Origin of the sequence: Streptomyces sp. NPDC007905, assembly GCF_042959345.1 — a bacterium.
Classification (GTDB): Bacteria; Actinomycetota; Actinomycetes; order Streptomycetales; family Streptomycetaceae; genus Streptomyces.
Window position 1 is genome coordinate 1 of sequence record NZ_JBIBKS010000020.1, and the last position, 11,164, is coordinate 11,164.

The window sequence follows — 11,164 nt, forward strand, 5'->3', positions numbered from 1 at the left end:
GGGTGTCGTGCTCGCGCATCCACGTTATGCAGACCTGCCGCCCGCGAACTGCCCGGCGTTGCGCCGAACCGGGCGGTGGCCGGACCTCTGATCAGCGTCTCCGACGGCACCCCTCGGGCCCGGTGACACCACCCCCCAGGTCATCCGATCGACAGGGGGCAACAGTCATGCCGGGCCCGGAGGCCAGCGGCCCCGTTGCAGGACCGCAGAAAACATAACGGGGGTGTGTGGGCGCAGGTCGCGGTGGCAGCCCGAAATTCGGGTGCGGAGGCCTGGCGGGGCGACGGATGATCGGGAGCCTTGTGCACCGGCCAGCCCAGGAGCCGCCATGATCCGTCGCGTCACCACCCCCGCCCTCTTCCCGCCCCCCACCTACTCCCACGCTTCTGTCGTCGAGGCCGGCACGAAGCTCGCGTTTCTCGCGGGAGCCGTGCCGCTCGACGAGAAGGGGGAGGTGGTCGGTGCGGGGGATCCGGTGCAGCAGGCCGAGCGGGTGATCGCCAACCTCCGGGAGCAACTGCTCGCCGTCGGCAGCGACTTGGAGCATGTGCTGGCGACGGATGTGTACGTCGTCAGCAACGAGCCCTCGGTGCTGTCCGCGGTGTGGGAGGTCGTCGAGGCGTCGGGGCTGAGCCGGGGACCGCACTCGTCCACGCTGCTGGGTGTCGCCTGTCTCGGGTACACCGGGCAGCTGGTGGAGATCACGGCGACGGCCGTGGTGCCGGAAGCGCCGGATGGACCGGAAGGACCGGAAGGACTGGAAGGACCGGAAGAAGAGACCGGCCGGTGACGGCCGCGGTCGTCCTGCGCCGGGCGGTGCCGGCCGACGCCCGTGCCGCCGCCGACGTCTGGCTGCGGTCCTTCGACACCTCGCTGCCCACCGTGGTGCGGCCCCGCACCGACGACGACGTGCGGGGGTATTTCCGGGACGTGGTGGTGCCGCTGCGGGAGACGTGGGTGGCCGAGACGGCCGGGGAAGGGCGCGGGATCGTCGGTGTGATGGTCCTGAACGGCGACCTGCTCTCCCAGTTGTATCTGGACCCGGAGTGGCGGGGCCGCGGACTCGGTGACCGGTTCGTCTCCCTCGCCAAGGAACGCAACCCGCAGGGCCTCACCCTGTGGACCTTCCAGGTCAACAAGCCCGCCCACCGCTTCTACGAGCGGCACGGTTTCGTCGCCGTCGAGTACACGGACGGCAGCGGCAACGAGGAGCGCGAGCCGGACGTGCGGTACGTGTGGCAGCCCTGAGGGATACGGGACGCCACCCGGCCGGCGCGTGGAACCCGAGGGGCTGAGCGGCACGGGCAGGGCCACCCCTTGGGCCGCCCCCACGTCCGCACCTTGGGCAGCGGCTTCCCGTAGCCGCCGGCCCGGCTGGTCGTGAACCCCAGGACACCAGTGAATCCGCCACCTTCACCGCCGGCTACGGCAGTCCGGCCGCGTCGGCCGCCGTGCGCAGCACCTCACGGAGCATGACGGGAGTGAGCCGGCCGGTGAAGGTGTTGCGCTGGCTGACGTGGAAGCAGCCGAAGACGTCCAGACCATCCAGGCCGACCCGGGCGCCATGGGCGAAGCCGGGTCGGGGGCGGGGCACGGGCCAGCCCGCCTCGGCGAACGCGGGCAGCGCCGCCTGCCAGCCGAAGGCGCCGAGCACCACGGCCGCCCGGAGGGTCGGGCGCAGCAGCTTCAGCTCCTGGACCAGCCAGGGCCGGCAGGTGTCCCGCTCGCCGGGAGTGGGCTTGTTCGCGGGCGGAGCACAGTGCACGGGCGCGGTGACCCGCACCCCGTACAGCTCCAGGCCGTCGTCGGCGTGCACGGAGGTGGGCTGCGAGGCGAGCCCCACGTCGTACAGCGCCTGGTAGAGCACGTCTCCCGACCGGTCGCCGGTGAACATACGGCCCGTGCGGTTGCCGCCGTGCGCGGCGGGGGCCAGCCCGACGATCACCAGGCGGGCGTCGGCCGGACCGAACCCGGGCACCGGCCGCCCCCAGTACGTCCAGTCGGCGAACGCGGCCCGCTTGGACCGGGCCACCTCCTCACGCCACTCGACCAGCCGGGGGCAAGCCCGGCAACCCGCGACGCGCCGGTCGAGCCGAGCGAGCGCGCTGCTGTCGTCCATACCGCCACCGTATGCCCGGCTCCGCCGGGCCCCCGCAGGGGTGGGGGGTGTTGTGTCGGACAGGGGGTGGGCCGGGGGTATGCGGGCCTGCCGGGCCCGTAGAGGTCCGGGCCGGTGGGTCCCCTGGGGAGGGGAGCCGCCTTCGGCGTTCTACGGGCGCGGGTCCCAGGAAAACGTCTCCGGCTCACCGGGCCCGGCGGGTTAAGGTCGGGACATGGCTTCCGAGGATGCGGACGAGACCGTGCACGGTGACACCGGCGGACCGGGCGGAGCAGCAGCCCCCGCCCAGGATGCCGAGGGTTCCGGAGCCGCCGGCGCCCAGCCGCTCGACCCCAAGATCGCCGCCGCTGTGGCCGCCGCCGAGGCCGCCGGACCGGCCAAGGGCGAGACCGTACGGATCGACAGCTGGATCTGGGCGGTACGTCTGATCAAGACCCGCTCCCTGGGCGCCACCGCCTGCCGTGGCGGCCACGTCCACGTCAACGGCGAGCGGGTGAAACCCGCCTACTCCCTGCGCGTCGGCGACGAGGTGCGGCTGCGGCACGAGGGCCGGGAACGGGTCGTGATCGTCAAGCGCCTGATCCGCAAGCGCGTCGGCGCACCGGTGGCCGCTCAGTGCTACATCGACAACTCCCCTCCTCCCCCGCCCCGCGAGGCCGTGGGCCCCGCCGGTCTCCGCGACCGCGGCGCCGGCCGCCCCACCAAACGGGACCGCCGCGAGCTGGAACGGCTCCGGGGGCTGGGCGGACTCGGCGGACCGGACCGGCCAAGCGGGCACGGCGGGCCGGGCGGACACGGCGGCCCAAGCGGGCACGGCGGACTGAGCGGCCCCGGGGGATTCGGCGGGGCGGGGGGAATCGGCGGGTCCGGCGGGCGTCCTCGGGGACGCTGAGCCGGACTTGCTTGGGGGCCCCTCCCCCCTCCCCCACCCCTCCTCCCCCTCTGAACTCAGCCCGGTGACGTCGGCCAGGCCCCCGCGCCCGGCCGGCGTCACCGGCGGTGTCCCGCACGGGTCACGCCCGTCGGCCCGCCCGCCGCAGCAGCCGCAGCAGGTCCGTGTTGTGCCCGCGCCGGGCCCAGGCGATCAGCACGAGCGGCACGATCAGGATCAGCGGGGTCGCCGCGTACTGACCGTCGAAGACGGTGAGCTGGACGATGAACGCGCCCACCATGAGTGCGCTCAACGCCATCGCCGCCACCGACTGGAGGGCCGGAACCAACAGCGCGACCGCGCCGGCCAGTTCGAGCGCGCCGATGGTGTACATGCCCACGCTGCCCCAGCCGATCTTGTCGAAGGACTCCACGGCGGACGGGTGCGCGATCAGCTTGGGCAGTGCGCTCGCGATCCCGTAGAAGAGGGCGAGCAGCACCTGGACCGCGCGCAGGGCGATCCGGGCGAGGCGACCGCGGGCGGTCGCGGAAGCGCCGGAGGGGGCGGAAACGGCAGGGGCGGTGGTCTCGGACACGGGGGTCTCCTCGGTGAAGCGGTCCTGGTTGCTGTCACCGACGTAGACCGGCCCTGGGCCGAGAACTCATCGCTCCTCGCTCCTTATGCCACCGGTACCGCCCTCACCCATGTCTGGTCGGGGGTCAGATAGGTGTCCACCTCCAGTGCCGCCTCCGTCAGCGCCTCTTCGAACTGCTCCGTGGTCAGGGGCCGGGCCAGGAAGGTCTGGGTCCAGACGGCGTCGGGGAACAGGTACTCGGCGCGTACCGAGTTCACCCCGTCGCCGGCCGGTTCCGCCGACACGATGCGCAGGGTGAAGCCGCTGGGGTCGATCCGCTCTCTCGGCACGTTCGTGTGGTAGTCCGGGCCCTCCCGCTGGATGAGCACGCAGCCGTCCTTGGCCACGTGGCGGGCGCAGGTGCGCAGCAGGCCCCGGCGGGCCTCGATGTCACCGGTGTGGACGAGGAAGGACGCGAGCATCACCACGTCGTACTTCTCGCCCAGGTCCAGTTTTTCGATCGGGCCGCATATCGTGCGTGCCCCTCGGACATGGGCGAGCATCTCGGCGGACTCGTCCACCGCTGTGACCGTGAAGCCGCGTTCCAGCAGGGGATGGGTGATCCGGCCCACTCCGCTGCCCAGCTCCAGGATGTGTGCCCCGGGGGGCACGGCCGCGGTGATGATGTCCGGCTCGTCGCCGGCCGGAAGCCGTGTGTAGAGCTCGACCGCGCAGCCGTCGGGGGTGATGGCGCCGGGGCCTGTTCCCTTGTGTCCTTCGCGCATTTCGACCGTCATGCAGGAAGAACGGGCGGGCGTGGTGGGGCCGTTCCCGGTGGGGCGGGGTTCACTCGTTCGAGTCGTTGGTCTCGGGGCGGGAACCATCCGTGTCCGATGGACCAGGGTCCTCCCGCTCGCAGGTGGTCGCCGGCGGGCCGTCCGGGAGGGGGTCGGCGCGTGCCCGGGCCGCTTGTCACGGTGCGCCGTAGGGCGACCAGTTCCTCGGTGTCCTCGGGGGGTGCTGCCGGGTCGAGGAGCTGTTCGGGCTGGTCGTCGGCGTCGGGCAGCGCGGTGCGTCCCCTTTTGGGAGCCTCGTTGGTGAACGTTCCCGGCGAGGAGTACGTTGCAAGCAGGAGTGGTGATCAGATGCGTACGGGCAGTGAGCCGGCGACCGCGCGCAGTGCTTTGCGGGCGCGGTTGTGGCTGAGTGCGTGGGGACTGGTCTGGGCGATCTTCGGCACGGCGGCGTTCGCGCTGGTAGGACGCCCGGGCTGGGCGGTCGCCTGTGGGGTGTTGTGGCTGGTGGTCACGGTGGACATGGTCATGATTCTCAGGCACATGCGGCAGGGCCCGCATTATCAGCCGGGTCGTGACGTTCCGCCGTATCGGCCGGCGGACGGCGGTCCGCCCTCTCGGCGTCCTTCGCGGCATCGCCATCCGTGACGGCGGCTTGCGGCCCGTGGGCGGTCAGGAGTCGAAGCGTGCGGCCTTGAGGTACCGCGGGTTGGGGTCGAGTGCGGCGGCGAGCCGGAAGTGGCGCTTGGCCTGGTCGGGGTGGCCCTGGCGTTCATAGGTGCGGGCGAGCGCGAAGTGGGCGAAGGCGTTGTCCGGTTCCCGCTCGAGCACGATGGTGAACTCGAGTTCGGCGGGCCGTAGTTGTGCGGCCGCGAAGAAGGCGCGTGCGCGCAGCAGGCGGGCCGCGGTGTTTTCGGGGTGTGCGGCGATGACTCCGTCGAGCAGTTTCACCGCGCCCCGCGGGTCCCGTGCGTTGAGCAGGTGCTCGGCCGCGCGGAAGTCGATGACATGCGTCTCCGGAGTTCGTCCGGTCGAACCGCTGGTCTCGGGCACGGCACAGTCCTTCCCTCACTGAAGCGGTTCAACGCCCGGTGGGGGGCCGCTATTCCGCGTCGGCGTCGCCCGGTCGTCCGTCCTCGGATGCCGTACGGGGTTCGTGTGCCCGGCGCTGGAGGTCGTCCCAGATGTCCGCGACGCGCTTGCGCAGGGTGTCGAGGGGTACGTCGTTGTCGATCACGATGTCCGCGATCTCCCGGCGCTGCTCGCGGGTGGCCTGGGCGGCCATGCGTGCGCGTGCGTCGTCCTCGGTCATCCCGCGCAGCCGTACCAGCCGGTCGAGCTGGGTTTCGGGGCTCGCGTCGACGACGATCACCAGGTCGTACTGGGGCGCCAGGCCGTTCTCGGTGAGGAGCGGTACGTCGTGGATCACGACGGCGTCGTCGGCCGCGGCGCTTTCCAGTTCGTGGGAGCGGGCGCCGACCAGGGGGTGCACGATCGCGTTGAGGACGGCCAGCCTCGCGGGGTCGGCGAAGACGATGGAGCCGAGTCTGGGCCGGTCCAGGCTGCCGTCGGCGGTGAGGACGTCCTGGCCGAAGGCCTCCACCACGGCCGCGAGCCCGGGGGTTCCGGGTGCCACGACGTCGCGTGCGATGCGGTCGGCGTCGATCAGCACGGCTCCGTGTGCGACGAGCAGCCGTGACACCTCGCTCTTGCCGGCGCCGATGCCGCCGGTCAGGCCCACTTTCAGCATGTGCGGAAGCTTAGGCCCTGCCGCTGACAGGGCCGCCCCCGGCGTCGGCGTCGCGGCCGGTCGGCTGCCTTACTGGTTGTCGCCCTCTCGCTCTGCGAGGAATCGCTCGAACTCCCGCCCGATTTCGTCGGCGGAGGGGATGTCGGCCGGTTCGGCGAGCATGTTGCCGCGGGTCTCGGCGCCCGCGGCGGCGTCGTACTGGTGCTCGAGGCCTTGGACCAGTGCGGTCAGTTCCTCGTCGCCCTCCTGGATCTGCCGGTCGATCTCGGTCTGTGTGCGGTGCGCGTCCGTTCGCAGGGAGTGCGCGACACCCGGCAGTACCAGGCCGGTGGCGGCGGTGACGGCTTCCAGGACGGTCAGCGCCGCGTCCGGGTACGGGGAGCGGGCGATGTAGTGGGGGACGTGTGCGGCGACGCCCAGGACGTCGTGTCCGGCCTCCATGAGGCGGTACTCCAGCAGCGCTTCGGCGCTGCCGGGCACCTGGGCCTCGTCGAAGGGGCTGCGGCCGCCCGGGATGAGGTCGGTGCGGTTGCCGTGGGGGGTGAGGCCGACGGGGCGGGTGTGGGGGACGCCCATGGGGATGCCATGGAAGTTCACGGAGAGGCGGACGCCGAGCCGCTCCACGATCTGCTGTACGGCCGCGGCGAACCGCTCCCACTCCACGTCCGGCTCGGGGCCGGACAGCAGCAGGAACGGGGCGCCGGTGGTGTCCTGGACGAGGCGGACCTCGATGGTTGGCACCTCGTACTCGGTCCAGCGGTCCCGCTTGAAGGTCAGCAGCGGGCGGCGGGCCCGGTAGTCCACGAGCCGGTCGTGGTCGAAGCGGGCCACGACCTGGTGGGGCTGTGCGTCGAGGAGCCGCTCGACGATCTGGTCGCCGGTCTCCCCCGCGTCAATGTATCCGTCGAAGTGGTAGAGCATGACAAGACCGGCCGATTCCTGGGCGAGCGCCATGTCGACGACGGCGAGGCCCTTCGGCTCCCATGCGTACAAACCCTGCGGATCAAGCACTGCGACCGCTCCTCCTCGTGTTCCTCATGAACAACGCGCCTTGGGGTGTGGGCATTCCCGGGTGACGCCGCTGAGCAGGCACCTCGTGCCGGGCACCTTGACGCTCCGTCAACTGGTCCCTGCCCTCACGAGGACCAGCGTTCACACTCACATCTGTCGTTCATGTATGAGATCAGCGTCCGTACGACAGGAAGCCACCCCATGCGCACCCGCACGCTGCTCACCTCTCTGCTCGCCGCGACCGCCGCCACCGGCGGCATGCTCCTCTCCGCGGGCCCCTCCGCCGCCGCCTCGACCATCGAGGTGGGCACCGCCGCCCAGCTCAAGACCGCGCTGAGGGGCGCGAGGCCAGGCGACACGATCCACCTGGCGGACGGCACGTACACCGGTAATTTCAAGGCGACCACGCCGTCCACCGCAACGGCCCGTATCACCGTCACCGGCTCGCCGAAGGCCGTCCTGACCGCGAGCGGGGGGTACGGCCTGCATCTGAACGGCGCTTCCTACTGGACGGTCAGCGGGCTGACCGTGACCGGCGGCCAGAAGGGCATCATGATCGACGCGGCCCAGGGTGTCATGGTGGACGGTGTCGCGGTGCACGACGTCGCCATGGAGGGCGTGCACTTCCGAAACTCCAGCTCGGACGACCTGATCAGGAAATCGAAGATCTACGACACCGGGAACGACGGCAGCGGCATGGGTGAGGGTGTGTACGTGGGGACCGCGAACACACTGTCCGACCGCAGTGACCGCAGTGACCGCATCCAGATCCTGCACAACACGATCGGCCCCGGCGTCGGCGTTGAGAACGTCGATGTCAAGGAGGGCACGACGGGCCCCCGGACCGTCGGCAACACCTTCGACGGCAGCGGGCTGACCGGGGTCAACTACGACGACTCCTGGGTCGACGTGAAGGGCAACGACGCCCTCGTCCAGGACAACACCGGCACGGGGACCACCAACGACGGCTACCAGACCCACACCCAGCGGTCCGGCTGGGGCTGCGGCACGGTCTTCAAGGGCAGTAAATCGACATTGACGGGCGCGGCGGGCTCGACCCGTCTGGCGATCGACGCGACGAACTACAGCGCAAGCTGCAGGACGACGGTCTGCAGCAGCAACACGGTGACCGGAGGCAAGGGCTTGACCAACATCACGGTCACTTCCTGAGAAGCGCGGGGAACCGCACGACCGGCCACGGCCGGCCCGCACCCGAAAGACAACCGGCACCCCCCGAGACACGTTTGAGGGGCCGCACCCCAAAAGGTACGGCCCCTCAAAGCTATCGGCTAAGCCCAGCGGCTAGCGTTCAGCTCTGCCCACCGGCCAGCTTCTCGCGCAGCGCGGCCAGCGCCTCGTCCGAGGCCAGCGCACCGGAGGTGTCCGCACCCTCGGAGGAGTACGAACCGCCACCACCCGACGCGGCCGGAGCGGCGGCCTCGCCACCCTCGGCAGCGGCCTGGGCGTCCGCCTCGCGGGACTTGATGACCTGCTGCTGGTGCTGCTCGAAGCGGGTCTGCGCCTCGGCGTACTGGCGCTCCCACTCCTCGCGCTGCTTCTCGTAGCCCTCGAGCCAGTCGTTGGTCTCGGGGTCGAAGCCCTCGGGGTAGATGTAGTTGCCCTGGTCGTCGTACGACGCGGCCATGCCGTACAGCGTCGGGTCGAACTCGACCGAGGCCGGGTCCGAACCGAAGGACTCGTTGGCCTGCTTCAGCGAGAGGCTGATGCGACGACGCTCGAGGTCGATGTCGATGACCTTGACGAAGATCTCGTCGTTGACCTGGACGACCTGCTCCGGGATCTCCACGTGGCGCTCGGCCAGCTCGGAGATGTGGACCAGACCCTCGATGCCCTCGTCCACGCGGACGAACGCACCGAACGGAACCAGCTTCGTGACCTTGCCGGGCACGACCTGGCCGATCTGGTGGGTGCGGGCGAACTGCTGCCACGGGTCTTCCTGGGTCGCCTTCAGCGACAGGGAGACGCGCTCGCGGTCCATGTCGACGTCGAGGACCTCGACCGTGACCTCCTGGCCGACCTCGACGACCTCGGAGGGGTGGTCGATGTGCTTCCAGGACAGCTCGGAGACGTGGACCAGACCGTCGACGCCACCCAGGTCCACGAAGGCACCGAAGTTGACGATCGAGGAGACCACACCGGAGCGGACCTGACCCTTCTGGAGGGTCGTGAGGAACGTCTGGCGGACCTCGGACTGGGTCTGCTCCAGCCAGGCACGGCGGGACAGGACCACGTTGTTGCGGTTCTTGTCCAGCTCGATGATCTTGGCCTCGAGCTCCTTGCCCACGTAGGGCTGGAGGTCGCGGACACGGCGCATCTCGACCAGAGAGGCCGGGAGGAAGCCGCGGAGGCCGATGTCGAGGATGAGACCACCCTTGACGACCTCGATGACGGTACCGGTGACGATGCCGTCCTCTTCCTTGATCTTCTCGATGGTGCCCCAGGCACGCTCGTACTGGGCGCGCTTCTTCGAGAGGATCAGGCGGCCTTCCTTGTCCTCCTTCTGGAGGACCAGGGCCTCGATCTCGTCGCCGACGGCGACGACCTCGTTCGGGTCGACGTCGTGCTTGATCGAGAGCTCGCGGCTCGGGATGACACCTTCGGTCTTGTAACCGATGTCGAGCAGGACCTCGTCCCGGTCGACCTTCACGATGACGCCGTCGACGATGTCGCCGTCGTTGAAGTACTTGATCGTCTCGTCGATCGCGGCGAGGAATGCTTCCTCGTTACCGATGTCGTTGACCGCTACCTGCGGGGTGGTGGCGGTGGTCTCGGTGCTGCTCGTCATGTGGGAAAGGGCTCCGGTACGGACATTGAAGTCGTAGGTACTGCTTACGCCGGGAGCCCGTTTCGCTCTGCAGAAGCCGGACAGCCAAGGAAGCGCCACTTTGAGCACCGGGTGCCCGGTGGCGCCTCGACAACCGAGGGGAATTCAACAGATGCGAGCGCAGCCTGCTACGTCTGAGGTGCGCAGGCCCGCAGCGCAACTTGTAGCATACGGGGGCAGCCGGACAGGGTCAATGCGCGAAGGCGCACACCCGGGGCGGATCGCCGCATACCCGGCACAAGAAACGTCCCAGGAGGCCGGACAGGCCGACGGGACCCCCCTCCGTGACACGCCATCGCCCGGCGCGTTGGACGGAAGAGTACGACGAGGGAGCCGATCATCCAAGAGCCGGAACCGCTCGACCCCGAGGGGTGCGAGCCGGAAGCCACCCGACGTGACGCCGGGGTCGCGGAGAGCGCCCGCGCCAACCGGGGCTGGTGGGACCGCAACGCCGACGAGTACCAGGTCGAGCACGGCACGTTCCTCGGGGACGACCGCTTCGTGTGGGGCCCGGAAGGGCTGGACGAGGTGGAGGCCGAGCTGCTCGGCCCGACGGAGGACCTGAAGGGCAAGGACGTCCTGGAGATCGGCGCGGGTGCGGCGCAGTGCTCGCGCTGGCTGGCCGCCCGGGGTGCCCGCCCGGTGGCGCTGGACCTCTCGCACCGCCAGCTGCAGCACGCCCTGCGCATCGGCGGATCGTTTCCGCTGGTCTGTGCCGACGCCGGCGCGCTGCCCTTCGCGGACGGCTCCTTCGCTCTGGCGTGCTCCGCGTACGGGGCGCTGCCGTTCGTGGCCGATCCGCGACTGGTGCTGAGCGAGGTGTGCCGGGTGCTGCGGCCGGGCGGCCGGTTGGTCTTCTCGGTGACGCATCCGATCCGCTGGGCGTTCCCGGACGAGCCCGGTCCCGAGGGCCTGTCGGTGGCGTCGTCCTACTTCGACCGCACGCCCTACGTGGAGCAGGACGAGGAGGGCCGCGCGGTGTACGTCGAGCACCACAGGACGCTCGGCGACCGCGTCCGGGACATCGTGGCGTCGGGTTTCCGGCTGGTGGACCTGCTGGAGCCGGAGTGGCCGGCCTGGAACAGCTCGGAGTGGGGCGGCTGGTCGCCCCTGCGCGGGAATCTCATCCCCGGGACGGCGATCTTCGTCTGCGAGCGGGACTGAGCAGTCCCTTACTTACGCGCACGCGCGCGTGGGAGC

Annotated in this window: 13 protein-coding genes; 6 read left to right on the plus strand and 7 right to left on the minus strand. The window is 70.6% G+C overall.

What is annotated here, in order from left to right:
* The first annotated feature begins 328 nt into the window (after positions 1–328).
* Positions 329–790, plus strand: a complete 462-nt coding sequence (locus tag ACFZDC_RS30445; RefSeq protein ID WP_391328995.1) for a Rid family hydrolase — start codon at positions 329–331, stop codon at positions 788–790.
* Entirely contained in the window at positions 787–1,248 is a 462-nt protein-coding gene (locus ACFZDC_RS30450; RefSeq protein ID WP_391328996.1) for a GNAT family N-acetyltransferase, read from the plus strand. Before ACFZDC_RS30445 ends, ACFZDC_RS30450 begins: the two co-directional genes overlap by 4 nt.
* A gap of 175 nt (positions 1,249–1,423) precedes the next feature.
* Here the strand turns inward: ACFZDC_RS30450 and ACFZDC_RS30455 are convergent, their stop codons facing one another.
* On the minus strand, positions 1,424–2,119 hold the full coding sequence (locus tag ACFZDC_RS30455; protein WP_391328997.1) for a uracil-DNA glycosylase family protein: 696 nt from the start codon (positions 2,117–2,119) through the stop codon (positions 1,424–1,426).
* A gap of 214 nt (positions 2,120–2,333) precedes the next feature.
* On the opposite strand from ACFZDC_RS30455, the gene ACFZDC_RS30460 reads away from it, so the two are divergent.
* Positions 2,334–3,011, plus strand: a complete 678-nt coding sequence (locus ACFZDC_RS30460) for a S4 domain-containing protein (protein WP_391328998.1) — start codon at positions 2,334–2,336, stop codon at positions 3,009–3,011.
* 121 nt (positions 3,012–3,132) lie between these two features.
* Here the strand turns inward: ACFZDC_RS30460 and ACFZDC_RS30465 are convergent, their stop codons facing one another.
* Entirely contained in the window at positions 3,133–3,585 is a 453-nt protein-coding gene (locus ACFZDC_RS30465) for a DoxX family protein (RefSeq protein WP_391328999.1), read from the minus strand.
* A gap of 83 nt (positions 3,586–3,668) precedes the next feature.
* Positions 3,669–4,361, minus strand: coding sequence for a methyltransferase domain-containing protein (locus ACFZDC_RS30470; protein ID WP_391329000.1), 693 nt, complete (start codon positions 4,359–4,361; stop codon positions 3,669–3,671).
* 348 nt (positions 4,362–4,709) lie between these two features.
* Here ACFZDC_RS30470 and ACFZDC_RS30475 point away from each other — a divergent pair, with 348 nt between their 5' ends.
* On the plus strand, positions 4,710–5,006 hold the full coding sequence (locus tag ACFZDC_RS30475; protein WP_391329001.1) for a DUF6343 family protein: 297 nt from the start codon (positions 4,710–4,712) through the stop codon (positions 5,004–5,006).
* A 24-nt stretch (positions 5,007–5,030) separates the two neighbouring features.
* Here ACFZDC_RS30475 and ACFZDC_RS30480 read toward each other — a convergent pair whose 3' ends face one another.
* From ACFZDC_RS30480 to ACFZDC_RS30490, 3 genes are all read right to left on the minus strand, one after another.
* Positions 5,031–5,411, minus strand: coding sequence for a tetratricopeptide repeat protein (locus ACFZDC_RS30480; protein WP_391329002.1), 381 nt, complete (start codon positions 5,409–5,411; stop codon positions 5,031–5,033).
* A gap of 49 nt (positions 5,412–5,460) precedes the next feature.
* On the minus strand, positions 5,461–6,108 hold the full coding sequence (coaE, locus tag ACFZDC_RS30485) for a dephospho-CoA kinase (protein WP_391329003.1): 648 nt from the start codon (positions 6,106–6,108) through the stop codon (positions 5,461–5,463).
* 69 nt (positions 6,109–6,177) lie between these two features.
* Positions 6,178–7,119, minus strand: a complete 942-nt coding sequence (locus tag ACFZDC_RS30490; RefSeq protein WP_391329004.1) for a PAC2 family protein — start codon at positions 7,117–7,119, stop codon at positions 6,178–6,180.
* A 201-nt stretch (positions 7,120–7,320) separates the two neighbouring features.
* On the opposite strand from ACFZDC_RS30490, the gene ACFZDC_RS30495 reads away from it, so the two are divergent.
* A complete protein-coding gene (locus ACFZDC_RS30495; RefSeq protein WP_391329005.1) occupies positions 7,321–8,289 on the plus strand; it encodes a right-handed parallel beta-helix repeat-containing protein in 969 nt (322 codons plus the stop codon).
* Positions 8,290–8,428: 139 nt separating this feature from the next.
* Here ACFZDC_RS30495 and rpsA read toward each other — a convergent pair whose 3' ends face one another.
* Positions 8,429–9,925, minus strand: coding sequence for a 30S ribosomal protein S1 (gene rpsA / locus ACFZDC_RS30500; RefSeq protein ID WP_391329006.1), 1,497 nt, complete (start codon positions 9,923–9,925; stop codon positions 8,429–8,431).
* 378 nt (positions 9,926–10,303) lie between these two features.
* Here rpsA and ACFZDC_RS30505 point away from each other — a divergent pair, with 378 nt between their 5' ends.
* The gene (locus ACFZDC_RS30505; protein ID WP_391329132.1) at positions 10,304–11,128 is read left to right on the plus strand and encodes a methyltransferase domain-containing protein; all 825 of its coding nucleotides are present in this window, start codon (positions 10,304–10,306) and stop codon (positions 11,126–11,128) included.
* Positions 11,129–11,164 lie beyond the last annotated feature (36 nt).

Bases quoted from the DNA above. Each gene is read 5' to 3' on its own strand.
- ACFZDC_RS30445 (WP_391328995.1), top strand. From the start codon at position 329: ATGATCCGTCGCGTCACCACCCCCGCCCTCTTCCCGCCCCCCACCTAC.
- ACFZDC_RS30455 (WP_391328997.1), bottom strand. From the start codon at position 2,119: ATGGACGACAGCAGCGCGCTCGCTCGGCTCGACCGGCGCGTCGCGGGT.
- ACFZDC_RS30460 (WP_391328998.1), top strand. From the start codon at position 2,334: ATGGCTTCCGAGGATGCGGACGAGACCGTGCACGGTGACACCGGCGGA.
- ACFZDC_RS30470 (WP_391329000.1), bottom strand. From the start codon at position 4,361: ATGACGGTCGAAATGCGCGAAGGACACAAGGGAACAGGCCCCGGCGCC.
- ACFZDC_RS30475 (WP_391329001.1), top strand. From the start codon at position 4,710: ATGCGTACGGGCAGTGAGCCGGCGACCGCGCGCAGTGCTTTGCGGGCG.
- coaE (WP_391329003.1), bottom strand. From the start codon at position 6,108: ATGCTGAAAGTGGGCCTGACCGGCGGCATCGGCGCCGGCAAGAGCGAG.
- ACFZDC_RS30495 (WP_391329005.1), top strand. From the start codon at position 7,321: ATGCGCACCCGCACGCTGCTCACCTCTCTGCTCGCCGCGACCGCCGCC.
- rpsA (WP_391329006.1), bottom strand. From the start codon at position 9,925: ATGACGAGCAGCACCGAGACCACCGCCACCACCCCGCAGGTAGCGGTC.